Raw genomic sequence first — 26661 nt, 5'->3', positions numbered from 1 at the left:
ATAAGAGCCTCCTCAATTCTTTATTTTCCGTTTTTTAATTAAAAACGGCAAAACTATATCTTTAAAGTTTGAATAATTTTTGTAAATTTTAAATAATTTATAATTTTGAATTTGTTATTTACAGTATGTTTTCGATATATTTTTTATAAAATTGATAATTTTTAAATTTTTATCAGATTATTTTTCTTATTTCTTCCCAAATTCTGTCTCCGTAGTTACTCTTCATATATTTGCATATTTCTTTTTCTATGGGATAGTCAGCTTTACCTGTTTTTTTTACAACCAGTTCCTCATAGATATTTTTCTGTAATTCGAAATGTATACTTGATAAAAAATATTTTCCTTTACCTTTTGTACCTGCTATTATTGCAGGCATTCCATTTCTGAATCGGGCTATTATTTGATAATTTCTCTCGCTATATTTATTATCAATTTTCCCTTCCTTATCCGGAATAAATGTAGGTCCGCCATGATAATAATACACTTCGTTTTTATATATTTCAGATTTTCCTTTGAATTTTAATGAAACCATTTTCTTGGAATTGCTTTTTTCATTAAAATAATTCCCATTTGTCAATGAAGCCAGAGAACCTTTTGCAGTTCCTTGAAAAAATCCGAGTTCCCTTTCACCTTTAATAGTATACTCCTCACCTTTGAAATTTATTCTTCGGCAAGCATAATAAGCTCCTGCACAAATACCTATATATAGACCTCCTGCATCTACATACTCGATTATTTTCCGATTTCCTTCACCGTTCAATTTTTTACAGTAAGGTATGTCTGCTCCTCCCGGGATTACAAATATATCTGTTGTTTTTAAAATTCCGTTTTTTATATCTTCTGAACTGACTCTCTTTGCTTCCAGTCCCAATTTAGTTTTACATGCCGTAAGCAGAGAAGAAACACCGATTTCACTTGTTCCTTCATCTGCATAAATTAATATCCGTCTTTTCATTTTTCTCCGAATTATTTTTAAAATATTTCAGTTATAATTTATACTAATTTAAACTTTAATATACCTTATAAATCAATTTTAAAATTTACAATTTCTATCCTAAATGCAATTACAGTTCTGTATTTTTATCCAGTTCTATTGCTTCTCCTTCTTTATCGTAAAGAGTTACATCAAGTCCTAAAGACTGAAATTCCTTTATTAATACTTTAAATGATTCAGGTGCATCGGCTTCAGGCATCGATTGTCCTTTTACTATTGCTTCATATGTTTTTGTTCTTCCGCTTATATCGTCAGATTTTACAGTAAGCATTTCCTGAAGTATATTTGAAGCTCCGTATGCCTCAAGAGCCCATACTTCCATTTCTCCCAATCTTTGTCCTCCAAACTGTGCTTTTCCTCCCAAAGGTTGTTGAGTTACCAGTGAATAAGGTCCTATTGCTCTTGCATGCATTTTATCTTCAACAAGGTGATGAAGTTTCAGCATATACATTCTTCCAACTGTTACGGGATTATCAAAAGGTTCTCCCGTTCTTCCGTCTATAAGCTTTACTTTACCCGTTCGGCTGTATCCCGCTTCTTCCAGATAGTCTTTCACATCTTCTTCTCCCGCTCCGTCAAATACAGGTGTCGCTACATATTTATCAATATCTCCTATGGCAAGCCCCAAATGCACTTCCAATACCTGCCCTATATTCATACGTGACGGTACTCCAAGAGGATTTATACATACATCTATCGGAGTTCCATTTTCCAAATGCGGCATATCTTCGATAGGCAATACTCTTGAAACAACCCCTTTATTTCCATGACGTCCGGACATTTTATCTCCAACCATTATTTTTCTTTTTTCTGCTATATATACTCTTACAAGTTTATTTACTCCTGCCTTTAAATCATCTCCATTTTCTTTAGATAATTCAAGGACATCTACAACTGTTCCTTTTACTCCGTGAGGCAATCTTAATGATGTATCTCTAACATCTTTTGCCTTTTCTCCGAAAATAGCCCTTAAAAGTTTTTCTTCTGCAGGAGGTTCACTTTCACCTTTAGGTGTTACTTTTCCCACAAGAATATCATCAGGAGTTACATGAGCACCTATTCTTATTATTCCATTTTCGTCAAGGTTTCTCAATGCTTCTTCAGAAACGTTAGGAATTTCCCTTGTTATTTCTTCATCTCCAAGTTTTGTAGTTCTCGCTTCAATATCAAATTCTTCTATGTGGAGTGACGTAAATACATCATCTTTTCTCAGTCTTTCAGATATTAAAATCGCATCCTCGAAATTATACCCTTCCCAAGGCATAAATGCCAAAAGTATATTTTTTCCGAGAGCCAAATCTCCTCCGGCTGTTGAAGGTCCGTCTGCAATAATATCACCTTTTTTTACTTTTACACCTACATCAGTAATAGGCTTTTGATGTAAACACATTGATTGATTTGACTTTTCAAAGTTCAGTAATCTGTGAGTATATTCTTTACCCGTTTTATCAGTCACTATAATTTTATTTGCATCGACATATGTAACTTTTCCTGTAGCTTTTGAAGTTATTACCGCTCCCGAATCTATTGCCACTTTTCTTTCAAGCCCCGTTCCTACATAAGGTGCTTCGGTTTTTAATAGAGGCACAGCCTGTCGTTGCATATTTGATCCCATTAGTGCCCTGTTGGCATCATCATGTTCAAGAAATGGTATTAATCCTGCCGATACTGATACAAGCTGCTTAGGCGAAACATCCAGAAGATCTACCTTTGATTTTTCAATATGAACTATTTCTTCACCATATCTACATACAACTTCATCAGTCAAAAAATTCCCGTCCTCATCAATAAGTGTATCAGCCTGTGCAATAAAAAGCCCTTCTTCTTCATCCGCACCTAAATATTCTATGTCATTAAAATTTGCTTTTCCATTTTCTATTTTTACAAACGGAGTTTCTATAAATCCGTATTTATTCACTTTCCCATATGTGGAAAGAGACCCTATAAGACCTATGTTTGGTCCTTCCGGTGTTTCTATAGGACAAATTCTTCCATAGTGTGAATTGTGAACGTCACGAACTTCAAATCCCGCTCTTTCTCTTGAAAGTCCCCCTGGTCCCAATGCTGATATTCTTCTTTTATGTGTCAGTTCGGCAAGAGGATTCGATTGATCCATAAATTGAGACAATTGTCCGCTTCCAAAAAATTCAAGAATTAGAGCATTTAAAGGTTTTGTGTTTAGCAAACTTTGAGGTGTTAGAGTCGTAATGTCCTGAATAGTCATTTTTTCCTTAACCATTTTAGCCATTTTCATCATTCCACCCTTAACCTGTATAGAGAGCAATTCTCCAACTCCTCTCACCCTTCTGTTGGAAAGATTGTCAATATCATCTGTATATCCTTCTCCGTTTGCAAGGTTTCTTACATAATTTATTGTCTGAAGTACATCCTCTTTCGTCAGTACTATTTCATCTTCGGGTAAGTCAAGTTTAAGGCGCTTGTTTATTTTATATCTTCCCACGTTTGCCAAATCATATCTTTGAGGATTAAAGAACATCTGTTTTACAAGTGATCTGGCACTTTCTACAGTTACCAAATCTCCCGGTCTCAATTTTCTGAATACTTCTATAACTGCCTCATCATTAGTCTTTGTGCTATCATGTATTAGTGAATTAGCTATTACTCTGTCTTCAGGTTTTACTTCCCACATTTTTATTTTTTCGACTTTATTTTCAATCAATTTTTCAACAACTACACTATCTATAAGTTCTTCAGCTTCAGAAATAAATTCCCCGGTTTCTTCATCTAAAATGTCTTCCTTATTAAAGCTTCCTTCAAGCTTGCTTCTAAGTATATCTTCAAGCTCCTCACCTTTATATTTTTTATAAAGAGGAGTCAATTCTATTTCCTTCACTTCAAAAAATTCATCCATTATTTCCGCATTATCATTGAAAAAATCCACAGCTTTTAAAAACACTGTAGCTAATACTTTCTTTCTTCTATCAATTTTTACATTTAAAATATCGTTTTTATCAGTTTCAAACTCCAGCCATGTTCCTTTATACGGAATTATTTTCCCAATAAACACATCTTTACCAGTTTGAATATTTAACTCTTTATTAAAAGTGACACCCGGCGATCTATGTAATTGTGAAACAACGACTCTTTCAGCTCCGTTAATCACAAATGTAGCTTGCTCAGTCATTAACGGTATATCTCCAAAATGTACTAATGTTTCCTGTATTTCCTGAGTTCTTTTATTTGTCAGTTTTAGTCTTACTTTTAACTGTCCTGAATATGTTTTTCCTCTTTTTTTACATTCCAGTTCGTCATTCAGAGGTTCGTCGTTATCATGTATTTCATACCATAAATACTCCAGTTTTAATAAACCGTTACTTGATTCAATTGGAAAAATTTCATTGAAAATTCCCTCTAAGCCTTTATTTTCTCTTTTTTGCGGTATTACTTTAGCTTGTAAAAAATCTTCATAAGAGTTTATTTGAAATTCCAAAAAATGAGGCATTTCTCCTCTATCTATTATTTTCCCAAAACTATATCTTTCAATAAGTTTGTTCATTTAAAAAATTCCTCCCTATATTAAAGAACATATCCTCGAATTAATTTAATTTTAACTTAAAAATTAATACAACAAAGAATAAATTCCGACATCTTAACAACTTATAAACAAAGGCTTTCCGCCTTTTATGGTAATCTACTCAATTTTATAGTGGAAAAAGACACTCTCTCTAAGAAGAGTGTCTTTACTATAAATTGTTTATTGCTATTTTAATTCTATAGTTGCTCCTGCACCTTCAAGCTGTGCTTTTAAAGCTTCAGCTTCATCTTTGGAAACCCCTTCTTTCACTGCTTTTCCTCCGGCTTCAACTAATTCTTTAGCTTCTTTCAGACCTAATCCAGTTATTCCTCTTACTTCTTTAATAACTGCAAGTTTCGCAGCTCCTGCAGATACAAGAATTACATCAAATTCTGTTTTTTCTTCAGCAGCTCCTGCTCCTCCTGCTGCAGCTCCTCCCGCGACAGCTACAGGTTGTGCAGAAACTCCAAACGTTTCTTCGATTGCCTCTACTACTTCTTTTAATTCAAGTACAGACATGCTTTTTAAATCTTCTATAAATTGTTCTTTATTAAATGCCATTATTTCTATCCTCCTAATAATTTATTCATGTTTTTTATTTTTAATTAATTTGCTTCTACAGCTTCTGTCACTTCAGTTTTTGCTTCTAACGGTTCACCTGACTCTATTTTTTCAGCTAAGTTTGATAATCCTACAGCTAACATTCTGACAGGAGAAAGTAGTCCATACGCAATCTGACCGAGTAACTCTTCTCTTGACGGCAGTTTAGCCAATGCTTCAACAGTATCAGTATCAACTCTGTCTCCACTTAACATTCCGCCTTTGATAATCAATTTATCTTTCAGTTTTTTACCGAAATTAAATACCAACTTGGATGGTGCAACTCCATCTTCATAACCTATTGCAAATGATGTTGTACCTTCTAATAAATCATCAAAGTTCGTGTCAATACCTACTGATTTCAAAGCTATTTTCATAAGTCTGTTTTTAGCTACAAAATATTCAACTCCTGATTCTCTTGCTTGTTTTCTCAGTTCAGTATCTTCATTTACGCTGATTCCTCTATAATCAACAAAAACCATTGCTTTAGCATCTTTCAATTTGGCAGTCAGCTTTTCAACTGCTTCTAATTTTGATTGTGCCGGCAATTTATTCACCTCCTCATATTAAAAACCTCTGAAACAAAAACAATAAGCCCAGAGGTATATATCTAAAACGAATGTATAATACAATAAAATTATATTTAAATTCTGTATATGATTATTACCTCGGTAGGGTTTATAGAACATGTCTACCTACTGTCTTTGGTTATTTATTCAAAAAAATTTGAAACTACTTTAAATTTTCCTGACAAAGAATTATAACTTTTTTTCTTTTAAAAGTCAAGATTTTTTTAATTACTTTGTAGCAAAAGTCCCAGCCAATAGCGGATCAATTTTAATTCCCGGCCCCATAGTCAATGATATGGCAACTGTTCTTAAATATTGTCCTTTTGAAGCTGCAGGTTTTAATTTTATTATCTGATCTAAAGCTACTTTAAAATTATCAACTATAGCCTGCTTATCAAAATTTACTTTTCCTATTGGAAGGTGAATTGATCCTAATTTATCCACTTTAAATGCTACTTTACCTTTTTTAAATTCTTCTACTGTTTTCTCAACATCAGTTGTAACCGTTCCTGATTTAGGATTAGGCATTAATCCTTTAGTCCCTAATGTTTTCCCTAATTTCCCCAATTTAGGCATCATATCGGGAGTCGCTATTACTAAGTCAAAGTCCATCCATCCGCCTTGAATTTTTGATATATATTCATCATCTCCGGCATAATCCGCTCCTGCATTCAATGCTTTCTGGATGTTATCACCTGAAGTAATTACAAGTATTTTGATTGTTTTTCCTGTTCCATGCGGTAATACTACTGTACCTCTTACTTGTTGATCAGCATGTCTCGGATCTACTCCAAGTCTGATTGCCAGTTCAACAGTTTCTGTAAATTTAGCACTTTTAGTGTCAAAAACCAGTTCAAGTGCTTCCTCCGGAGTATAAACCTTCATTTTATCCACTTTTTGAGAGATATCATTATATCTTTTTCCTCTTTTTGCCATTTATTATTTCCTCCTCTGTGGTCATTGGTTTTCAAAAACCTTCCACTTAATATAATAATTATTCACATATTTACAATAAATTTGATTTATTTGATTTCAATTCCGTTTCATATTTTAATTTTATATAAAACTTTTCGAATATATTTATATATTTAATCTATATAATCTTATTCTTCTATTTTTATTCCCATACTTCTTGCAGTCCCGGCAATTATGTTCATAGCTGCTTCTAGACTTCCCGCATTTAAGTCAGGCATCTTTGTTTCAGCAATTTCTTTCAATTGTTCCTTTGTAATTTTTCCTGCTGTATCTTTTTTTGAATTAGCAGCTCCTTTTTGAGTTTTAGCAGCTTTTTTCAAAAGATCCGATGCAGGTGGTGTTTTCAATACAAATGTAAAACTTCTATCTGCATAAACTGATATTTCCACCGGAATTACAAATCCGATTTTATCTTGAGTTTGAGCATTAAATGCTTTACAAAATTCAGGAATATTTACTCCGTGCTGTCCTAATGCAGGTCCTACAGGTGGTGCAGGATTTGCTTTCCCTGCTTCCAATTGTAATTTAATCTTTCCGATTACTTCTTTAGCCATTTTTCCTCCTCTGTGGTAATTGAATTTTTTAAATCTCCCACTTTTCTTTAAAATTAAAGTTTTGCTAACATTATTCTTTAAATACTCTTGGTTTGTTATTTCTTTTCAATTTCATTATATTCAAATTCTACAGGAGTCAGCCTTCCAAAAACTTCAAGCATAACTTTTACTCTTCCATGCTCATAATCTATTTCGGACACTTCTCCTTCCTGATCTAAGAATGAATCTTTTTTTACTATTACTTTTTCACCGATTTCAAAGTCAATATTATACTTCACTTTATTTTCATCGGTAATTCCTATTTTTGACAGAAGTTCTTCAGCTTCCTCATCTGATAACGGTATAGGATCACTTCCTACCCCTACAAATCCCGTAACACCGTTTGTATTTCTTATAATGTACCACGCTTCACTATCTACACGATATCCTAATCCCAATTCATTTTCTTCCTTGATTGACAGCATTTCTACCATTACATAACTTGGAAAAAGCTTTCTGGGAACTTTTACCATCTTTCCTCTTTTTTCTTCAAGGACTTCTTCTTCAGGAACAAGTATTCTGAAAACTCTGTCTGTGAGATTTAGCGACTCAATTCTTTTTTCCAGGTCAGTCGCCACTTTTTTTTCATAACCGGAATAAGTGTGGATTATATACCACTTTTTTTCATATATAACCTCTTCATTCATAACTTCTTCATTTATTTTATTACTCACTTTATCTGCCTCCTAAAAAACTTTTTAAAATAGCAGTCAACCTATTAAGTATAAAATCAAATGAATTATCGAAAAACAATATACATAAAGCAACAAACAAAGTTATAAGCAGAACTATTATAGTTACATGAAAAATTTCATTTTTATTTGGCCAGTATATTTTTTTGTATTCAGTGATTAGGTTTTTAAATGTTTCCGATATATTAAATTTACTCATAAAAACATCTCCATAAAATTAAAATGGCAGGTCAGACAGGAATCGAACCCGTAACCCTCGGTTTTGGAGACCGATGCTCTACCAATTGAGCTACTGACCTATTTCATATTAGTGTATTTCTAAATTATTATTTAACTTCTCTGTATAGAGAATGTCTTTTCAGCACCGGATTATATTTTCTCATTTCCAGTCTTTCAGGATGAGTCTTTTTGTTTTTAGTTGTAACATAATGTCTTAATTTTGTTTCCGTGCATTCTAAAATAACTTGTACTCTCATGTTTTCTATCCCTCCCAATAAATTATTGGTATTACCAGAATAAACTAGCTTGATCATTCTATCATAAGAATATTTCATTGTCAAGTATTTTTTCTGATAGTTTTATTATACTCCCACTTTCTCTTTTTTTAAAATTATCTATCATTGTCAATATTTATTTTTTAAATATCTCTACAGCTTTAAGCCGAAATCATTTACCTGACGTTTAGTACATATTTATCACTGCGTAAATTAAAAAGTAAAATCTTAAATTTATTTTCCAATATAATTTTCTATTATTTCTGTACTTTTGTTATAAACTTCTGTAAAATTATTTTTTTTCTTATTAAAAGGAAGAATAAAATATTTTATATTGTATTTCTCAAGTAATTTTTTTAATTGATTGTCAAATCTGCTGTTATTATTTTTATCTATATAAATTATTATATCAAAATTACTGTTTTTTATAAATTTTTGTATCTCTTTATTTTCTTTTCCCGTATCTATTAAAGAATATGTTTGTAATGTCAGGTATTCAGTATCCATAATAGATATTTTATTTGAATTTTTTACTGAATTTATTATTTCCTGATTTTGTTTATGCACTATTTGATTGTAATCCTCGTATCCTAAAATTTTAGAATGATTTTTTATAAACTCTTTTCTGTGTTCTCTTGCAAAAGAAGTGTTAAAATAATTTGCCAACTTATGTGTCAAATTAGTTTTTCCCGCATTTTCAGAACCTATTATCGCTACTTTCAAAGCAAAAAATCTTCTTACATATTTCGGTATAAAAATCCAATTTTCATATGGATTTCTTCTTATTTCCGTTGCACTTATCCTAAAATTATTCCTCGCGATATCGGTTGTAATAATTTCAAGTTCATTGTTAAAAATCTCTTTGACATCATTTAAGTTTATAAAATTTTTTCTATAATTTTCTACATCCTGTGTTTCATTAGTGAAAATCGTATCTATCTTTATATTATTCTTTAAAAGAAGTTCTCTTACCCTGTCACTCCATCCTTTCCATCCATTAGGATAAGAAGGTATTCCTTCTTCATTCAAATGAAGAATTTTAATATTGTCCTGATATTTAAAAGTTTGTTCCAAAAATTTTATCCTATCCTGAGCTGTAGGCATTTTTTTCATTTTTGATTCTTTAAACAAATTTATATCACGTTCTTTATCTGTACACACTGTTACATACAAATTATCTACCATGCCGACTGCTTTTTGGATAAAATCCACATGTCCGATGTGTAGAGGATAAAATTTCCCGAAAACTATTCCATTTTTTATTTTTTCTTTATTTTTCATTTCTTCCGAATTTCTTTCCAATTGACTATTCCCCATTTCTTGTTTTTTTTAAAGAAGGGACTTTATTTAAAAAGTCCCTCTGAAATATTATTAAAATTTATGTGTATATCCTACAGTAAATACATTTATAGATTTATCATATTTTACTTGGGATTTATCAAGAGACACTCCCGGAAGTAAAGTTTTTTCTTTTTCTCCGTTTGCCGAATTATATGAAACATGTGCTATACCGAATTTCCATTCAGAATTTTCAGTAGGCTTATATGTAAGCCCTGTAGCATATATTTGAGAGTTAACTCCATATTCAACATCATTAAATGTATTTCTTGGTGCTCCCGTATCCGCATAGTTAAACCCTGCATGCCATATAAATTTATCGTTTATTCTGTAATCCAGACCCAAATTTAGTTCATGACCGTTTTTATATTTAAATCTGTCCATTTTTGCAGCTTTATTGAAATAATGGATATATCCTGCCGAATATGTAAATTTCCCCATATCCTTAGAAACTCCTAATGATAATACTCCCGGTAAATCTCTTCTGTATTTTGCTCCATCTGCATACTCAGGATAAAAAAATGAAATTCCCAGAGGCTTTCCTGCTACGGACATTCCCTTTACTTCACTTGCCTTAGCCTTGAACTTCAATTTTACCGGAGTTTCGTATTTTAATCCGAAATTCAATGTATCAGTAGGTTTATAATCAAATCCTATTACTCCGCCTATACCGCTCGCTGTCCTTTCCGAATCAAGGTGCAGCTCATTTCCGCTAAGTCCTATCACCCTTCCTACAAGAGGATTGTAGCTGTATGATGCATTCCCTTTAAGTTTTCTAACTCCCAGTACATATTTCAGCCCTCCGGCTATTGAAAACTTATCATTTATTCTATAAGCTCCTCCTGTCATTAATTGGTAATATCTGTTTTGTCCTTTGAAATTATTTTCAATAAGTTTAGCTCCGAGACGTCCTCCTGTAAGTTGATTGAAAGCATCTCCGGCAAGTTGTACTCCTGCTACACCTTCTTTATATTTTAATGTAGCCCCACCGGCTATAACACTTGCATTTCCAAATATTGAAAAATTATCCTTTTTATATAAAACATTGAAGGATGGTGCACCTGCATAAGTTTTTGAACCGTATTTCTTTCCTTTTAATATCATCGATTCTTCAATTAAAGAATTTTGCATATTTGCATTGAGATATATCCCATCCTCTAAAAATACCGTTCCCGCCGGGTTATAAAATACTCCTTCTACAGTTATTTTCCCCGTCTGTGATGGATTTTGAAAAAATGAGGCGGAATTATTTGACAAGTAATCAATACTTGCCGCACTTAAAATCGTACTTGCCAATAATGACATAATAGCTATTTTTAATTTCATATTTCTCCTTTACTTTTACTTTATATTTCATTTTATAATAACTTGATGTTGATCACATTATAATATAACACCAGTTTTTTTATTTGTCAATTTTAATTCTGAAATTTTTTTTATATATCCTCTTTAATAAAATAGAATTTTTATTAAATGTTATTCTTAAATATTTTAATTATTATTTTCTATAAATTTTACCAATTTAAAAAACTGAATAATTTAATTAAATTTCTTTAATTCAAAGAAACATAAAAAAACAACTGTTTTAATAGAAACTTTATAGTTTCTTCAAAACAGTCGTTATTAGATTTATCCTTCCTGTTTTTCCAATATCATATTTACTTCTTCAATTATAATATCAGGATTTAGTCCATGTGCCGCAATACCTTCACCTAATGTTTCAGCACTTGAAATTATACATCCTACACAACCTAATCCATATCTCATTAAAACTTGTGCAATTATAGGATATCTTTCAACAGCTTCCATTATATTCATATCTTTATCTACTTTTGCCATTATATCTACACCTCCCGAACATCTATTTTAAGTATAACAGATAAAATATTTCAAGTCAATATTTCATCTACAAAAAACTAATCAGGAGAAAAAAAAATTAAAATTTTTATTTATCTTACAAATACATTTTCAGGCTCTTTTCTGTCAATATATCCACCGGCTTTATATTTTTCATAAAATTCTGGTGCTATTTTTTCTGCATATCTTTGTAACTCTTCAATCCTTTCTATATCCAGTTCATTATCGGGACAATGCTGTTTAAAACTATCCAAAAATATCAGTGCCGTTTTATTGTCTTTAAATATTTCTTTTATCCTTTGTTCTCTTTCACGATCATATTCTACAGGAATTGCAAGGGTATTTAAAAATTTATATTCTCTTTTTCCGCTTGTTCCTATTTTAAATTTTGCAATGTGAAATGCCGTTCCTTTCACTTTTTCAGTTGCAGTTAATGTTCCGTTTCCCATATTAGGCACTATAGTTAAAAATTCATTATTATTTATATATCTTCCGGGATTAATGACAGGTGTAGAATCTATCGTAAAACACCTTAAATTAAGTCCGGAAGCTGTATATACCGACTCTCCTCCTCCTTCCGAGTGTCCGTTTGTATCTGTCAATGTTATATAGCCGTTATATCCGTTTTTATATTTTCCCTGTATTTCTTCAGCAAACTTTAAAGCCGCTTTTTGATTGGGCGGCGTTACAACGGGGGATTTCAAATTATTTCCAGCCCAATCCATAGTGGCATATTTGGCATTCTCTCCTCTTTCTATATATCTTTTCAGTTTTTCACTCCCTTTAAAGTTTTTTAGCTTTCTCGGTTCATCTTTTCTGAATATATTGCTCGGATCCTGACTTGCACCGAATATTATTTCCACAGTTTTTGTTTTTCTGTTTCCTATTACCAATGCGGACATTCCCGCTTCTAAATCAATATGAAGTTACTCAAGTATTTCATACCGTTCCAGAAATTTTTCAAACATTCCGTTTCTTTTATTAATTATTCCATTTCTTAGGTTATTAAAATTTTCTAAAACATATGTGTCACTGTTAAATGCCTGTATTACTTCGATTTTACTTTTCATATCGTCAATATTGAAATTTTTTAATGTCTTTATAGCCATATTGATATTTTTTCCGTTTTCCGTTCTCTTTCTCACTTCCGCTTTTACTGTTCTGTCATCCAAGCTTTTCCGGCTTTCAGTAGCTTGTCCTATAGTAATAGTGGCATTTAAAGGAAGTACTTTATATTCCTCTTTTTTTTCATCCATAGTCCAACCTTTTCTTCTCCGGTTTATCTCTTTTAATCTTTCTTTTTCATCGAGATTTCTATAAATTTCCTGAGGCTTTGTTGTAAAATTATTAGGATTGTAGAACTTGTAGCCTTCCGATTTGAAATTATCTCTTTCCCCTTTGTAATTAGGATTTCGGCTAAGATTTTTGTTATTTATTTTTTCAATTTCCGCTTTTTTATGGAATGATACTCTTTCAAAACTTCTTTCCAAGTCGGCTTATTTGACATCGACATCAACTCCCAAATTTTTCATTTATTATATATTTTACAACAAGTACGAAGGCTTGTCAAATTTTCATAATACTGATTTGCTTATATAAAATTATTCGGCTTTTAATTAAAAACTTAATTAGACTTTTTGAGAAATATAATGTATATTATAGTTATAAAATAATTTTTAATTAAGGAGGAAAAATATGTTTGAACGAAGTTCGGGAATTCTGCTTCATCCTGGATCTTTGCCCGGAAAATACGGGATAGGAACTTTAGGACACGAAGCAATGAAATTTATTGATTTTCTGAAAAAATCAAATCAGAAATTATGGCAGATATTTCCTTTAGGTCCTACGGGGTACGGAGATTCTCCTTATCAGTCATTTTCATCTTTTGCAGGAAATCCTTATTTGATTGATTTTGATACGTTAATTTCGTACGGATTGTTACCAAACGAAGATTTTGACAATACATTCTGGGGAGAAAATCCTGAATATATTGATTACGGAGCAATATATAATCAGAAATTTCCATTACTCAAAAAAGCTTTTAACAACTTTAAGTTAGGAGATTTCACTGAATTGAAAAATGAATTTCATAAATTCAAGGAAGAAAACAGCTCATGGCTTGAAGATTATTCAATGTTCATTTCTTTAAAAAACCGTTTTAACGGACTGCAATGGGGACAATGGCCTGAAGATATTAAGCTGAGAAATATTGAAGCAATAAATAAATACAGGGAAGAGCTTTATGACGAAATTGAATTTCAGAAATTTATTCAATATCTGTTTTTCAAACAATGGTTTGAAATAAAAAAATATGCCAATGAAAACGGAATAAAAATTATAGGAGACATTCCTATATTTGTGGCGGCTGACAGTGCCGATACATGGGCAAATCCGGAAATTTTTCTGTTTGACCATAATTTAAACCCTGTAAAAGTAGCAGGTGTTCCACCTGATTATTTCAGTGAAACGGGACAGCTCTGGGGAAATCCTTTATATAACTGGGATAAGCTTGCAGAAACAAATTACAAATGGTGGATAGAGAGAGTCAGAGCAAATTTATCAATATGCGACATTATCAGAATTGATCATTTCAGAGGTTTTGAATCATACTGGGCTGTGCCTTTCGGTGATGATACAGCTCAAAACGGAGAATGGCAGAAAGGACCGGGAATTTCTCTTTTTAGTGCTATTAAAAATCAATTGGGGGAATTACCGATTATTGCTGAAGATTTGGGTTTTATGACTCCTGAAGTAATTAACCTTAGAGAAGAAACAGGATTTCCCGGAATGAAAATTTTAGGTTTTGCTTTTGATTCGGGAGAAGAAAATGATTATTTGCCTCATACGTATGTAAAAAACTGTGTAGTTTATACAGGAACACATGATAACGACACATTGGCAGGATGGTTTGACAAAGCAAATGAAAATGACAGAAATTTTGCAAAGGAATACTTGAATATAAGTGATAATTCCCAAATGAACTGGGGAATGATAAAAGGCGCATGGCGTTCAGTTGCCGATATGGCAATAGCTCCTATTCAGGATTTTCTCGGATTGGGAAGTGAAGCGAGAATAAATACTCCGGGTATAGCTTCCGGAAATTGGCAATGGAGACTGGAGGAAAATATGCTGACTGATGAACTTGCCGAAAAAATTGCTAAAATTACTAAAATGTACGGAAGATAAAAATAAGAGCTATTTCAAAAAATAACAAATTGAAATAGCTCTTTTAAAATTTTATTAAAAAATGAGCCAAAACTTTTTTCTACACTTTTTGAAAGCCGTGTGAGCTCCATAGTTGCCTTCACACTTCACACTTGGAATAATCCAAACTTTTTTGTAAAAAAGTTTGACAAAAAACTCCCAACTCAAATTATTTCCAAACTCAAAAATACTCCATTTACTGAAAAATCACAAACTCGCTATGCTCAGACAGTGATTTTTCTTTACGTTTATTCCCGTATTTTTTCGTTGAAATAATTCGAATGTTGGATTTTTAATTACAATTCAAGTATATATTTCTACTACCGTTACAATTTAACTGCGCTTTTATTTAAAAGCACTCTCTTTATCTTTCAATTCCTCCTCAACATTCAAATTTTACTGCATGAAGAATGCATAAAGTGAGCGTAGTCATTTTTGAGCTTCAGTAAAATTTGAATTGAATGGTTTTTTGATCAAATCTTCTTTAAAAAGAATAAAAAAATTTTTATCAAATTTTTTTGAAAAAAGTTGGTATAAATAATATGAGGGCATAACGAGCCCTCATATTGTTAGTCTATATAATCTTCAACTTTGACAGGATGTATATTCCATATATCTTTTGCATATTCCGTTATTGTTCTGTCGGAGCTGAATTTACCTGCATTTGCTATATTTTTAAGCATTTTTTGTGCCCATTTTCTTTTATCTTTGTATGCTTTCTGTAATTCTACCTGTGCATTTCTGTATGATGAGAAGTCTCTTAACACAAAATATACATCAGGTCTTCCTCCGTCAGCTCCATATAATAAGGATGACTGAAGTTCTCTGAATATCCCTGTATGATTATCATCATACGTTCCGTCTGAAAGCTGATCTATAATTTTTTGTAATCCTTCAACTACATTGTATTCTTCCAGAGGATTATACTTTCCGTATACTTCCAGTCTTGCCACTTCATCCGCCTTAAGTCCGAATATAAACGCATTCTCTTCTCCGGCTTCTTCGACAATTTCTACATTTGCACCGTCTAAAGTTCCTAAAGTTATCGCACCGTTCAACATAAACTTCATATTTCCAGTACCCGATGCTTCCTTACTTGCAGTAGAAATTTGCTCCGAAACATCTGCAGCAGGGAATATTTTTTCAGCAAGAGATACTCTGTAATTTTCAAGAAATATCACTTTTATCTTTCCGTTAATATCCGAGTCGTTATTCACCTTTTCTGCAACTGAATTGATTAATTTTATTATTCCTTTTGCTCTTCTATATCCTGCCGCCGCTTTTGCACCGAAGATAAATGTTCTGGGCTCTACATCAAGTAAAGGATTTTCTTTCAGTTTATTGTATAAATCCATTATGTGCAAAATATTAAGCAGCTGTCTTTTGTATTCGTGAAGTCTTTTTACCTGTACATCGAATATCGAATCGGGATTTACATCAATTCCCATTGTCTCTTTTATATATTTAGCTAATTTTTGCTTATTATGCAGTTTTATTTCACTTAACCTGTTCAACACACTGTCATCTTCCATATACTGTTCCAATTTTTTTAGCTCGTATAAATCAGTAGTCCATTTATCTCCTATAAGACCTGTAATTAAATCAGCCAGTTCAGGATTTGATTTTAATAACCATCTTCTCTGAGTAATTCCGTTTGTCTTATTCTGAAATTTTTCAGGGTAAAGCTCGTACCATTCTTTAAGCTCTGAATTTTTAAGAATTTCAGTATGAAGAGCTGCCACTCCGTTTACAGTATGAGAACCTACTATTGCAAGCCATGCCATTCTTATTTGCCCGTTTCCTATAATGGACATATTCTGTTTTTTCTGCCAATCTTCAGGATATTTTTCATTTAATTCTTCCATAAATCTTCTGTTTATTTCTTCTACAATCTGGTATATTCTCGGTAATAAAGGCTGGAATAATGAAATCTCCCATTTCTCCAATGCTTCAGATAAAATTGTGTGGTTTGTATATGAGAATACATTCTTACAGATATTCCATGCCTCTACCCAATTTAACTTTTCATAATCAAGGAAAATTCTCATTAATTCAGGTATTGATACCACAGGATGAGTATCATTCAGCTGTATTGCCACTTTTTCATGAAACTTTGAAAAATCATTTCCATAAAGTGACTTGTATCTTCTTACTATATCCTGTAATGAAGCCGAAGTAAAGAAAAACTGCTGCTTCAGTCTTAACAGCTTACCGTCCTTTTCAGTATCATTCGGGTATAAAACTCTGGATATATCTTCTGCTTGAACCGCATTTTCAGATGCAAGCAGATATTTCTGATCATTGAAAAGTTTCAAATCAAAACCTTCAGGAGATCTTGCTTCCCACAGTCTTAATGTATTTACCGTGTCATTTCCGTAACCTATAATCGGTACGTCATAAGCTACAGCATTTACATTTTCAGTATTGACTCTTTTAAAGTATTCTTTTCCCACTTCATCTCTATGTACTTCTATCTGACCTCCGAATTTAACTTCAAAAACCCTATCCATTCTTTTTATTGACCATGGATCTCCGAATTTTGTCCAGTCATCGGGATATTCCACCTGAAATCCGTTTTCTATTCTCTGATCAAACATTCCATACTTATATCTCAGACCGTATCCATTTCCCGGAAGCTCAAGAGTCGCAAGAGAATCGAGAAAACATGCTGCCAATCTTCCTAATCCTCCATTTCCCAGTCCCGCATCAGTTTCCTGATCTTCTATTTTGTTAATGTCAACTCCCAACTCTTCGAGTGTTTCCCTTACTGCATCATTTATCTGCAAATTAATCAGATTATTCCCCAAATATCTCCCCATAAGAAATTCAGCAGAAAAATAATACATTTGTTTCACTTGCTTTTTTGCATAAGTTTTTTTTGTATTGTACCAGTTTTCAACTATATAGTCGAGAATAGCTCTTGACACTGCATAGTATATCTCGTATTCATGAGCTTCCTCTATTGTTTTACCGTACTGCCGCCTTAATTTTCTGAGAATACTGTCTTTTAATTGAGATTTATCAATCTTCATCTTTTCCTCCTAAAATTTTTTCTTTCCTCTGTACATATTTTTTGTTATCGTGTTATTATACACATTTTTCATAATTTTTTCCATATTTTTATCCACAAAACTCAAGATTTTCTTTTAACTATTTCAATACATAACTTTTACATATTTCAAGAAAATATTCATGAATCTTTGTGTTGCTGTTTAATTCAGGATGATAAGATGTTACTAAAATACTACTTTGTCTTGCAGCTACTATATTTCCATCAACTTTAGAAAGAATTTCCACATTTTCTCCTACATCTGAAATAAACGGGGCACGAATAAAAGTCATAGGTACAATACCTACATGTTTAAATTCATTTTCAGTAAAAAAACTTCCGAGTTGTCTGCCATACGCATTTCTCTTTACTTTAATATTCATCAGTCCGAAATATCTTGCAGTATCATTTTCAATTTCACGGGCAAGTAATATCATACCTGCACAAGTCCCAAAAACAGGCAGTCCTTCTGCAATCATTTTTTTAAGACTTTCAAATAAGTTCAGATCATGGAGAAGTTTTCCCATAACCGTACTTTCTCCTCCGGGTAAAATAAGACCGTCGATTTTATTATCTTCCAAATCTTTTCTTTTCCTAATCTGTACTGTTTCAACATTTAAGCTTCTAAGAATTTTTTCATGCTCAATAAAAGCTCCCTGTAAAGCCAAAATCCCTATTTTCATTATTTCCCTCTTTCAGCCATCAGTAATTGAATTTCACTTTCATTAATACCGACCATAGCTTCTCCTAAATTTTCGGAAATTTCAGCCAGTATTTTCGGATCATTATAATTTGTCACGGCTTTTACAATAGCCTGAGCTCTTTTTTCAGGATCTCCTGATTTAAAAATACCTGAACCCACAAAAACACCTTCAGCTCCAAGTTGCATCATTAATGCAGCATCAGCAGGAGTTGCCACACCTCCCGCAGCAAAATTTACTACAGGAAGTTTGCCGTTTTCATGTACAAAAAGGATTAAATCAAGGGATATCTGTAGTTCCTTTGCAGTAAAATAAAGTTCATCTTCTCTCATATTCTGTATCCTTCTAATTTCCTGATTCATCATCCGCATATGTCTGACAGCCTGAACAATATCCCCTGTTCCCGGTTCTCCCTTTGTTCTTATCATCGAAGCCCCTTCAGCTATACGTCTTAATGCTTCTCCCAAATCTTTTGCACCGCATACGAAAGGTACTTTAAATTTTTTCTTATCAATATGAAACCTGTCGTCAGCAGGAGACAGAACTTCACTTTCATCAATATAATCTATTTCAATAGCCTCCAAAATCTGGGCTTCTACAAAGTGTCCTATTCTCACTTTTGCCATTACAGGAATTGAAACAACTTCCTGTATACTTTTAATCATTTTAGGATCACTCATTCTTGAAACTCCTCCTGCTGCCCTTATATCTGCCGGAATCCTTTCTAATGCCATTACTGCTGCTGCTCCTGCACTTTCAGCAATCTTAGCCTGTTCCGGTGTGGAAACATCCATAATAACCCCACCTTTCAGCATTTGTGCAAGATTTTTGTTTAATTCGTATCTTGTTTCAGACATAAAAATCAACTCCTTAATAAATATAGATTTTATATATTATTATATTGCTAAATTTTAATTTTTTCAATTAAAATTATTATGTTTTTATCATTAATTTACAGTGTAATGGAAACTTTTTCCATTTTGAATATTCTTACTGTTCTTTCTTATTCCTTCTATACTTTTCAAAAAACGTATCCAGAACCGTTTCATCAAATATTTCATCTCCATATATTCTTTCTATTTTATTGATATATATATTATCATGAATGTTTTCCGCCATTATTTTTACGAGAAATTTATTTTCTGTAAACAGTCCTGCAAAATTTTCTCCTGTTTCTTCACAAGAAAATCCTGTTACCATATCGGACACTATAATTATTTCTTTTTGTTCATTTTTTGGATAAAATTTGCTATTTGCATTATATATTTTAAGGTTATACATATTGTAGTTTTCAAATATATTTCCGGATTTGCTTATTTCCTTATTAAAATCGACTACTATTTCGCCATGATTAAAAATAAATATTTTTATCCCTGTTTTTATTGCTTTTAAAATTTCTTCTCTAAGTAAATAAAGGTCAATATTTGTACTTATATATATTTCACCGGAAGTATGTTCTATCATTTCCTTTATTTTTAAAATAAGACTTTTTTCAGTGTACAGTTCATAACTTCTTGTTTTTTCCATCTTACCTCTTATTTTTAAAAATTCTTTTTCAAGAAATTCAGCTTTACTGTCCCACTCTTCCTTTAACTTTGAAATTATCTCCATCGGATCGGCTGCTATATAATTTTTTTTGTCTTCTTCAGTAGGAACTATATAAATATAACCGTTATCACATAATTTTTCGAGAGCATTATAAACGGCACTTCTTGAAATATCTCTTTTTTTTGAAATCTGAGTACCGTTTGACATGGGAGCATTTAAAACTTCCATATAAACTTTCGCTTCAATTTTTGAAAAACCGAATTGTTGTAACTCTGATATTATATCCATAACTTTTCCTTTCTAATTAATTCCTATCAATTCCTGATACAATGTTTTTATAAAGCTGTCAGTCATTCCTGAGATGTAGTCGGTTACAAGCATTAATCTCAAATACAGTTTATATCTGAAAATTTCTTCCTTTTCAGTATTTTTATCTAAGTTTTTCTGTTTTATATTTTTTTCAAACAATTCACTATAATATTTATAAATATGTCTCTGATTTTCAGATATAATTGCGATATATTTCATATCAATTCCTGCCATTTTCTTCTCATAAGGAGTATCCCAGTATAAAACTGAATTTACAAAGTTCGTTAAAAAATAATTTATTATATTATTTGCAGCTATTTCCATTTTCAAAATAGCTTTCGACTCGAATACTTCCTTAAAAGCTATTTTTTTAAGAACTTTCAACAGTTTTTCAGCTTCCGTTCCTTTAAACAAGTCATTTTTCAATTCTCCGTTCATTATTAAATTATAATTTTCAATAAATGAATTTACAACAGAACTTATAAATATTCCTTGTATGGAAACTATCCATCTTTGTACCGCATATAATTCAGGACTGTCATACTTTTTTCTTTTAGCATCTTCTTTATATTTTATAAGATTTTTATATAATCTCTCATCTTCAGGAACATTTTCCTTCAAATTTTCTATTAAATTTTCAAATGAAATAAACCCCTTCTTCATTCCATCTTCAATATCTGCAGTACAGTAAGCTATGTCATCAGCGGCTTCAAGAAGAAAAGTCAGAGGATGTCTGTATATTTCTCCTGTTTCATTATTATAAGTTCCCGTACTGTTCACTATATTTTCAAATAACTCTTTTTCCGAATAATAATAGCCCATCTTTTTTGTTTTTATATCACCGCTGTTTTTATTAATGTGCAGTGAATCTACAGGATATTTTATTAGTGTATTCAATAATGCGAAAGTAAGGTTCATTCCATTTTCATCTACTAAAAAATGAAGTTTTGAAGCTACCCTTATGGCTTGGGCATTTCCTTCAAAATTTATAAAATCATTACACATCTGTTTATTTAATATCTCATTTAATTTTTTTTCTTTTCCTGTAACATCCTTCAGCTTTATTTCTTCCAGATGTTTTATAAACCATGCTCTTATAGTATCTTCCCCAAAATGTCCGAACGGAGGATTGCCTATATCATGTAAAAGTCCTGAGCTTGCTAATATATTAGTTATTCCTGTCGCTTCTTCATGACCGAAATCTTCATCCAATTCCCTTCTTATGATTTCATTGGCGACAGACTGTGCAAGAGATCTGGCAAAAGATGAAACTTCTATTGAATGAGTAAGTCTCGTACGTATAAAGTCATTTTTTTCGAGTGGAAAAACCTGTGTTTTATCTTGCAAACGCCTAAAAGAAGCGCTACTTAGTATTCTATGATAATCTCTTTCAAAATCACTTCTTAAATCACTGTACTTTTTTTTTCCACTTTTTGTAAAATCTTCTTCAGGCTCCTGTCCCTTAAAATTTTTACTACTTCTTGGTCTTTGACTATTTACCGATAGTAAATTTTTCCAATTCATTTTATATTTTGGCATATTTTTTCTCCTTTTGAGATTACATGAAAAAGAAGCTGTCTCATAAGCTAAAAAATAATCTGTAAACTATAAATTTATTCTTCAAAATTATAAGTTATTGTCTTTATTGACTTTACAAAAATGATTGAACATCTGAAATTTATAGACTAGAGTATTTCTCGAACTTACAGGACAGCCCTTCATATTTATATGAACGGAACAAATAAATATATTATTCCGAACAATATTTCTCTTATTAATCTTAAAAGCATCATCGCTATTATGGGAGAAATATCAAGAGACATTCCTCCTAAAGGTATAATTATTCTAAGTTTACTTAAAAAAGGATCCGTCATCCTTCTTATAAAGTTAAAAAAAGGTGAACGTCTAAACGGATCAAGCCATGAACCTAAAATATTTATTAATAAAATAAGATAACACAAATGTATTAATCTATCTATTGTAGATAATAAAACTGTTATAAACATCTTTTCTCCTCTAAAATTTATTTATTTAAAACATCTTTCGATTTCAGGATATATTCCAAACCTGATATTACTGTTAAAATAAGAGGTATTACCAGCAAAATATTATTCATTATATAACCTAAAGGAAAAAGTATAATTATTGACAGTGCTGCCATCTGCGTAACCGTTTTCCATTTCCCGAGAGTTTCAGCAACAATAATAGTTCCTTCAGAAGAAACTATTGCTCTAAGTCCCGTTATCATAAGTTCTCTGAATATTATTACAAGAACTATCCATAAACTTATCTGATCGTATTTTGTCAATACTGTTAAAGCTGATATAACTAAAATTTTATCAGCTAAAGGATCAATTAATTTCCCCAAGTTTGTTACAAGATTGTATTTTCTCGCAATCTGACCGTCAAAATAATCAGTTATCGAAGCTCCCGCAAATATGAGAAAAGCGGATATTCTCATTAATACCGATAAAACTGTATTTTCAGTGGATAAAGCAATTCCAAGTATAATGACAAACGGAATTACCAATATCATTCTTAACATAGCAAGTTTATTTGGTAGATTCATTTTTAACACCTTCTTCTTTGGAAATTAAAGCTTTCATACTGAGGTTAAACTTATTTTCGTCTTCCATTGATATTACTTTTACTTTTACCTCCTGACCCTCTTTTAGCACATCTTCTACTTTTCCTACTCTTTTATGACTTATTTCAGAAATATGAAGCAGTCCTTCTTTCCCCGGAAGAACTTCCACAAATGCTCCGAATTTAGTCAGTTTTGTAACTTTCCCGTTATATGTTTCATTCATTTCAACAGATTGTGTCTGTCTTTTTACAAGCTCTATAGCTTTTCTCATCATTTCAGGATCTTTTCCGAATATTGACACGCTTCCATCATCTTCTATATCAATGGAAACTCCTGTTTCTTCAATTATTGCTTTTATAACTTTTCCTGCAGGACCTATCAATCCTGCTATTTTTGAAGGATCTATTTTCATCAATTCAATTTTCGGTGCATTTTCTGCAACTTCAGGTCTCGGTTCACTTATCACTTCTTCCATTTTTTCAATTATAAAATATCTTCCCTGTAATGCCTGTTTTAAAGCTACTTCCATTATATCCTTTGTAATTCCTTCTATTTTAATATCCATCTGGATAGCAGTTATCCCTTTTTTTGTCCCTGCAACCTTGAAGTCCATATCCCCCAGATGGTCTTCAAGCCCTTGAATATCAGTCAATACTGTAAATGTATCCCCTTCTTTTATTAATCCCATAGCAATTCCTGCTACCGTGGATTTTATAGGGACTCCCGCCGCCATAAGTGCAAGAGAGCCGCCACATATACTTGCTTGAGAAGATGAACCGTTTGACTCGGTAATTTCCGAAACCAGTCTGACAGTATAAGGAAACACTTCCTGATCAGGCATTACATACTTTAATGCTCTTTCGGCAAGATTCCCATGTCCCAATTCTCTTCTTCCCGGAGCTCTTAAAAATCCTGCTTCTCCTACTGAATAAGGAGGAAAATTATAATGTAAAAAGAATTTTTTTCTGGATTCATCTTCCATACCATCTACAATCTGCTCATCTGTCTTACTTCCTAGGGTCACCGTTACTAACGCCTGTGTTTCTCCCCTTGTAAATAGTGCCGAACCGTGAGGTATAGGCAAAGTGTCTATTTCCACATCAAGAGGTCTTATTTCTGTTGTATTTCTTCCGTCAACTCTGTATTTTTTATATAGAATGGCATCTCTTACAACTTTTTTCTCTATTTCCCTATAATAATTTTTAAATTCCTTTTCCAGGCTTTCATCTGTTTCTTTTCCTTCACTTTCAAGTTTGACAATATATTTTTCCAAAAGCTCCGTTTCAAGATTATCAATAGCTTCATATTTTTCCAATTTCCCCGGAGTCATAACCGCTTCTTCCACTGTTTTTTCAAATTCATCTATAAATGATTTGATTTCGGTATCCACTTCCTTTTTCTCAAACTCATATTTCTGGACATCAAACTGAGACAGGAATTTATCCTGTTCAGCACATATTTCCTTTATTTTCTCATGACCGAACATTATCCCTTCAAGCATAATTTCTTCGGATACTTCCTTTGCCCCTGCTTCAACCATTGTAACTGCATCTTTGGTCCCTGCAACTGACAAATGTATTTCACTTTTTTCCAGTTCTTCGGCAGTTGGATTTAAAATATACTTTCCGTCAATGTACCCCACAGTCACTCCTGCCACTGTCCCCGCAAAAGGAATATCAGATAATCCCAATGCAGTCGAAACTCCTATTGTTGCCAGATTTTCAGGCTGATTTATTTCATCATATGAAACTACGGTAATAACAATATGAACGGCATTTAAAAATCCTTCCGGAAATAAAGGTCTTATCGGTCTGTCTACCAGTCTTGATATTAAAATTTCGTCTGTTGAAGGTCTTGATTCTCTCTTTATAAATCCTCCCGGAAATTTTCCCGAAGCATAAAATTTTTCAATATAATCTACAGTCAGCGGAAAAAAGTCCTGACCTTCTTTTACATCTTTACTTCTTGTGGCAGTAACTAGCAATACGGTACCACCGCATCTTACTATTACAGAACCTCCTGCCTGTCTTGCTATTTTTCCCGTACTTAATTTAACCTGCTGTGTTCCTAAATTGAACCCGTAAGTTCTTTCATTAAACATTTTCTCCTCCTAAAGTTTTCTTTTGACTATTTCAGGAAGGGAGCAAATAATAGTAAAAACTTCTACTCAATTTTTAACTGATATAAATAAAAATCTTTACAATTACTTACTCTGATACCTCCCTGAAATCTTTAATGATTATAGCATTTTTAAAGGACTTTTACAATATATTATATAAATATTGCCTGTTATCAAGTTTGACATATCGTATAGTTTAAAACTGTTGTTTTATCTTTTAAAATTCAACATTTAAATATTAATATCGAAGCTGCCTATAAAATAAAAAGTATATTAAAATAAATTTATATAGTTTTATTATTTTAATAAAGCTGGGGTGTGTCTGAAAACTCTCAAAATGATAAATTTAAAAAAACATCTTAAAAGTTATAAATAACAGAATATTAGTTTTATCATAGCTCCGTTAATTTTAAAAAGTAAAAAAATATTTAAAATATCATAAATTTTAAGTTGTCAGACACACCCTAATAAAAATATATTGTTTTTAGTTTTAAGAGTTGTTTTCACTTATTTATTTTTACTTAAATATTAAGACAGCTCCTTTTCATATTGAAGTTTTACATAGTTTTGGTATGTTTGGTATATATTATTTAATTCAATATTATATAATGTTTATAAATGTCCCATATCCTATGTCTTTCTTTCTTCCCAATGAAAAATAATCAGGAAGTTTTACATTGGTCGAAAATTCTCCCAAAAAAGTTATCATATCAAAATTTCTTAAATTTTCCGAAGTTATCCAGAGACTCTGTTCAATGTATATTTTCTGATTTTCTTCAAGATTTATTGCAAACTCTTTTAAAACTTCCGTTATATTTTCTCTGATAACTTCATTTAAAGTATATTCTCCTCTCAAATATTTTCTAAAATTATCTTCGTTTAAAGGCAGATACGGAGTAACAAATTTATAATTATACATTATATCCTGAGAATATGAAATTTCTTCATTTATTATCTGAATTTCCTTTTCCGCATCAGAGTAAATATTTCCGTCAATATCCGGATATTCAGCTTCTTCAAATAGTTTCATATTTATTTTAACTGCTTCTCCAACAGTCATAACCGACAAATTATTTTTTATCAGTTTATACTGTAATTTATCATGCGAAACTTCAGATTTTTCTGACAGATAATTATAAATTTCTGCTTTTTCCTTATATTTTAAGGATAAAAATTCTTTCAGTTTCTCCAAATCTTTTATTTTATATTTTTTGTTTCCTTTAAACTTCAAAATAGAATATTTCATTTTAACTCCTGTTTTATAGCTGTATTCTCTTAATTAAAATAGGAAAAAACATAAATTTTAAATATTTTCTTTTTTATAAAACCAATAAAAATAGCATCTTATAATTTTTAAAAATATGTATTTCATTATGGTCAAAGATTTATTTTTAATTTATAAAACTGCCGCAACTGCCGCTTTTTAAAGTTTTTAATTAAAATACGTCTGAAAAGTTAAAATTTGCGATATTTTCAATATTTTTTTACTTTTTAAAT

24 protein-coding genes, 1 tRNA gene and 1 other annotated feature are annotated in these 26661 nt (G+C 31.7%); of the genes, 1 reads left to right on the top strand and 24 read right to left on the bottom strand.

Going from position 1 to position 26661, the window contains the following annotated elements; all coding sequences use genetic code 11:
• Positions 1-172 precede the first annotated feature (172 nt).
• The 15 genes from EII29_RS04340 to EII29_RS04270 form a co-directional block, all read right to left on the bottom strand.
• Positions 173-955, bottom strand: a complete 783-nt coding sequence (locus EII29_RS04340) for a BPL-N domain-containing protein (RefSeq protein WP_125236315.1) — start codon at positions 953-955, stop codon at positions 173-175.
• A gap of 109 nt (positions 956-1064) precedes the next feature.
• Positions 1065-4511 (bottom strand): DNA-directed RNA polymerase subunit beta, encoded by a 3447-nt coding sequence (rpoB, locus tag EII29_RS04335; RefSeq protein WP_125236314.1) that lies wholly within the window; start codon positions 4509-4511, stop codon positions 1065-1067.
• A gap of 204 nt (positions 4512-4715) precedes the next feature.
• Positions 4716-5090 (bottom strand): 50S ribosomal protein L7/L12, encoded by a 375-nt coding sequence (gene rplL / locus EII29_RS04330; protein WP_125236313.1) that lies wholly within the window; start codon positions 5088-5090, stop codon positions 4716-4718.
• A 44-nt stretch (positions 5091-5134) separates the two neighbouring features.
• Positions 5135-5677, bottom strand: a complete 543-nt coding sequence (gene rplJ, locus EII29_RS04325; RefSeq protein WP_125236312.1) for a 50S ribosomal protein L10 — start codon at positions 5675-5677, stop codon at positions 5135-5137.
• Between the two features lie 10 nt (positions 5678-5687).
• Positions 5688-5855 (bottom strand) — a sequence feature (ribosomal protein L10 leader region).
• A gap of 71 nt (positions 5856-5926) precedes the next feature.
• Positions 5927-6634 carry a 50S ribosomal protein L1 gene (gene rplA / locus EII29_RS04320; protein ID WP_125236311.1) on the bottom strand — a complete coding sequence of 236 codons (708 nt, stop codon included), beginning with the start codon at positions 6632-6634 and terminating at the stop codon, positions 5927-5929.
• Positions 6635-6801: 167 nt separating this feature from the next.
• On the bottom strand, positions 6802-7227 hold the full coding sequence (gene rplK, locus EII29_RS04315; RefSeq protein WP_125236310.1) for a 50S ribosomal protein L11: 426 nt from the start codon (positions 7225-7227) through the stop codon (positions 6802-6804).
• 95 nt (positions 7228-7322) lie between these two features.
• Positions 7323-7913, bottom strand: coding sequence for a transcription termination/antitermination protein NusG (gene nusG, locus EII29_RS04310; protein ID WP_125236391.1), 591 nt, complete (start codon positions 7911-7913; stop codon positions 7323-7325).
• Between the two features lie 28 nt (positions 7914-7941).
• The gene (secE, locus tag EII29_RS04305) at positions 7942-8157 is read right to left on the bottom strand and encodes a preprotein translocase subunit SecE (RefSeq protein ID WP_125236309.1); all 216 of its coding nucleotides are present in this window, start codon (positions 8155-8157) and stop codon (positions 7942-7944) included.
• A gap of 24 nt (positions 8158-8181) precedes the next feature.
• Positions 8182-8257: transfer RNA gene (locus EII29_RS04300), tRNA-Trp, on the bottom strand.
• Between the two features lie 27 nt (positions 8258-8284).
• The gene (gene rpmG, locus EII29_RS04295; RefSeq protein ID WP_006807173.1) at positions 8285-8434 is read right to left on the bottom strand and encodes a 50S ribosomal protein L33; all 150 of its coding nucleotides are present in this window, start codon (positions 8432-8434) and stop codon (positions 8285-8287) included.
• Positions 8435-8686: 252 nt separating this feature from the next.
• Positions 8687-9754 (bottom strand): multifunctional transcriptional regulator/nicotinamide-nucleotide adenylyltransferase/ribosylnicotinamide kinase NadR, encoded by a 1068-nt coding sequence (gene nadR / locus EII29_RS04290; RefSeq protein WP_233573254.1) that lies wholly within the window; start codon positions 9752-9754, stop codon positions 8687-8689.
• A 69-nt stretch (positions 9755-9823) separates the two neighbouring features.
• Positions 9824-11116, bottom strand: coding sequence for an OmpP1/FadL family transporter (locus EII29_RS04285; RefSeq protein ID WP_125236308.1), 1293 nt, complete (start codon positions 11114-11116; stop codon positions 9824-9826).
• Positions 11117-11419: 303 nt separating this feature from the next.
• Positions 11420-11629 (bottom strand): DUF1858 domain-containing protein, encoded by a 210-nt coding sequence (locus EII29_RS04280; RefSeq protein WP_125236307.1) that lies wholly within the window; start codon positions 11627-11629, stop codon positions 11420-11422.
• Positions 11630-11739: 110 nt separating this feature from the next.
• Positions 11740-12549 (bottom strand): hypothetical protein, encoded by an 810-nt coding sequence (locus EII29_RS04275; protein WP_125236306.1) that lies wholly within the window; start codon positions 12547-12549, stop codon positions 11740-11742.
• Positions 12550-12573: 24 nt separating this feature from the next.
• Positions 12574-13137 carry a hypothetical protein gene (locus tag EII29_RS04270; protein ID WP_125236305.1) on the bottom strand — a complete coding sequence of 188 codons (564 nt, stop codon included), beginning with the start codon at positions 13135-13137 and terminating at the stop codon, positions 12574-12576.
• A 205-nt stretch (positions 13138-13342) separates the two neighbouring features.
• On the opposite strand from EII29_RS04270, the gene malQ reads away from it, so the two are divergent.
• Entirely contained in the window at positions 13343-14833 is a 1491-nt protein-coding gene (gene malQ, locus EII29_RS04265) for a 4-alpha-glucanotransferase (protein WP_125236304.1), read from the top strand.
• A gap of 587 nt (positions 14834-15420) precedes the next feature.
• Here malQ and EII29_RS04260 read toward each other — a convergent pair.
• The 9 genes from EII29_RS04260 to EII29_RS04220 form a co-directional block, all read right to left on the bottom strand.
• Positions 15421-17883 carry a glycogen/starch/alpha-glucan phosphorylase gene (locus EII29_RS04260; protein WP_125236303.1) on the bottom strand — a complete coding sequence of 821 codons (2463 nt, stop codon included), beginning with the start codon at positions 17881-17883 and terminating at the stop codon, positions 15421-15423.
• Positions 17884-18001: 118 nt separating this feature from the next.
• Positions 18002-18583, bottom strand: coding sequence for a pyridoxal 5'-phosphate synthase glutaminase subunit PdxT (gene pdxT, locus EII29_RS04255; RefSeq protein WP_125236302.1), 582 nt, complete (start codon positions 18581-18583; stop codon positions 18002-18004).
• A complete protein-coding gene (gene pdxS / locus EII29_RS04250; RefSeq protein WP_125236301.1) occupies positions 18583-19458 on the bottom strand; it encodes a pyridoxal 5'-phosphate synthase lyase subunit PdxS in 876 nt (291 codons plus the stop codon). The genes pdxT and pdxS overlap by 1 nt, the downstream gene beginning before the upstream one ends.
• A 133-nt stretch (positions 19459-19591) precedes the next feature.
• Positions 19592-20437, bottom strand: coding sequence for a TrmB family transcriptional regulator (locus tag EII29_RS04245; RefSeq protein ID WP_125236300.1), 846 nt, complete (start codon positions 20435-20437; stop codon positions 19592-19594).
• A 12-nt stretch (positions 20438-20449) separates the two neighbouring features.
• Positions 20450-21997 carry a deoxyguanosinetriphosphate triphosphohydrolase gene (locus EII29_RS04240; protein WP_233573253.1) on the bottom strand — a complete coding sequence of 516 codons (1548 nt, stop codon included), beginning with the start codon at positions 21995-21997 and terminating at the stop codon, positions 20450-20452.
• A 185-nt stretch (positions 21998-22182) separates the two neighbouring features.
• Positions 22183-22464: a YggT family protein gene (locus EII29_RS04235; RefSeq protein WP_125236299.1), complete on the bottom strand. Its 282-nt coding sequence runs from the start codon at positions 22462-22464 to the stop codon at positions 22183-22185.
• Positions 22465-22481: 17 nt separating this feature from the next.
• Positions 22482-23027: a CDP-diacylglycerol--glycerol-3-phosphate 3-phosphatidyltransferase gene (gene pgsA, locus EII29_RS04230; protein ID WP_125236298.1), complete on the bottom strand. Its 546-nt coding sequence runs from the start codon at positions 23025-23027 to the stop codon at positions 22482-22484.
• Complete coding sequence (pnp, locus tag EII29_RS04225) at positions 23011-25146, bottom strand: polyribonucleotide nucleotidyltransferase (RefSeq protein ID WP_125236297.1); 2136 nt, start codon at positions 25144-25146, stop codon at positions 23011-23013. Before pnp ends, pgsA begins: the two co-directional genes overlap by 17 nt.
• Positions 25147-25765: 619 nt before the next feature.
• The gene (locus EII29_RS04220; RefSeq protein ID WP_125236296.1) at positions 25766-26410 is read right to left on the bottom strand and encodes a CRISPR-associated endonuclease Cas6; all 645 of its coding nucleotides are present in this window, start codon (positions 26408-26410) and stop codon (positions 25766-25768) included.
• Between the last annotated feature and the right edge of the window lie 251 nt (positions 26411-26661).

This window comes from Leptotrichia sp. OH3620_COT-345 (assembly GCF_003932895.1).
Lineage (GTDB): Bacteria > Fusobacteriota > Fusobacteriia > Fusobacteriales > Leptotrichiaceae > Pseudoleptotrichia.
Note: the sequence above shows the minus strand (reverse complement) of the source record. Positions and strands in the feature narration are given on the sequence as shown.

Bases quoted from the DNA above. Each gene is read 5' to 3' on its own strand.
- EII29_RS04280 (WP_125236307.1), bottom strand. From the start codon at position 11,629: ATGGCAAAAGTAGATAAAGATATGAATATAATGGAAGCTGTTGAAAGA.
- rplL (WP_125236313.1), bottom strand. From the start codon at position 5,090: ATGGCATTTAATAAAGAACAATTTATAGAAGATTTAAAAAGCATGTCT.
- EII29_RS04240 (WP_233573253.1), bottom strand. From the start codon at position 21,997: ATGCCAAAATATAAAATGAATTGGAAAAATTTACTATCGGTAAATAGT.
- rpoB (WP_125236314.1), bottom strand. From the start codon at position 4,511: ATGAACAAACTTATTGAAAGATATAGTTTTGGGAAAATAATAGATAGA.
- pdxS (WP_125236301.1), bottom strand. From the start codon at position 19,458: ATGTCTGAAACAAGATACGAATTAAACAAAAATCTTGCACAAATGCTG.
- pdxT (WP_125236302.1), bottom strand. From the start codon at position 18,583: ATGAAAATAGGGATTTTGGCTTTACAGGGAGCTTTTATTGAGCATGAA.
- EII29_RS04340 (WP_125236315.1), bottom strand. From the start codon at position 955: ATGAAAAGACGGATATTAATTTATGCAGATGAAGGAACAAGTGAAATC.
- pnp (WP_125236297.1), bottom strand. From the start codon at position 25,146: ATGTTTAATGAAAGAACTTACGGGTTCAATTTAGGAACACAGCAGGTT.
- secE (WP_125236309.1), bottom strand. From the start codon at position 8,157: ATGAGTAAATTTAATATATCGGAAACATTTAAAAACCTAATCACTGAA.
- EII29_RS04220 (WP_125236296.1), bottom strand. From the start codon at position 26,410: ATGAAATATTCTATTTTGAAGTTTAAAGGAAACAAAAAATATAAAATA.
- nusG (WP_125236391.1), bottom strand. From the start codon at position 7,913: ATGAATGAAGAGGTTATATATGAAAAAAAGTGGTATATAATCCACACT.
- malQ (WP_125236304.1), top strand. From the start codon at position 13,343: ATGTTTGAACGAAGTTCGGGAATTCTGCTTCATCCTGGATCTTTGCCC.
- EII29_RS04285 (WP_125236308.1), bottom strand. From the start codon at position 11,116: ATGAAATTAAAAATAGCTATTATGTCATTATTGGCAAGTACGATTTTA.
- rplK (WP_125236310.1), bottom strand. From the start codon at position 7,227: ATGGCTAAAGAAGTAATCGGAAAGATTAAATTACAATTGGAAGCAGGG.
- EII29_RS04245 (WP_125236300.1), bottom strand. From the start codon at position 20,437: ATGGATATAATATCAGAGTTACAACAATTCGGTTTTTCAAAAATTGAA.
- rplA (WP_125236311.1), bottom strand. From the start codon at position 6,634: ATGGCAAAAAGAGGAAAAAGATATAATGATATCTCTCAAAAAGTGGAT.
- pgsA (WP_125236298.1), bottom strand. From the start codon at position 23,027: ATGAATCTACCAAATAAACTTGCTATGTTAAGAATGATATTGGTAATT.
- EII29_RS04235 (WP_125236299.1), bottom strand. From the start codon at position 22,464: ATGTTTATAACAGTTTTATTATCTACAATAGATAGATTAATACATTTG.
- EII29_RS04260 (WP_125236303.1), bottom strand. From the start codon at position 17,883: ATGAAGATTGATAAATCTCAATTAAAAGACAGTATTCTCAGAAAATTA.
- rpmG (WP_006807173.1), bottom strand. From the start codon at position 8,434: ATGAGAGTACAAGTTATTTTAGAATGCACGGAAACAAAATTAAGACAT.
- EII29_RS04275 (WP_125236306.1), bottom strand. From the start codon at position 12,549: ATGTCCGCATTGGTAATAGGAAACAGAAAAACAAAAACTGTGGAAATA.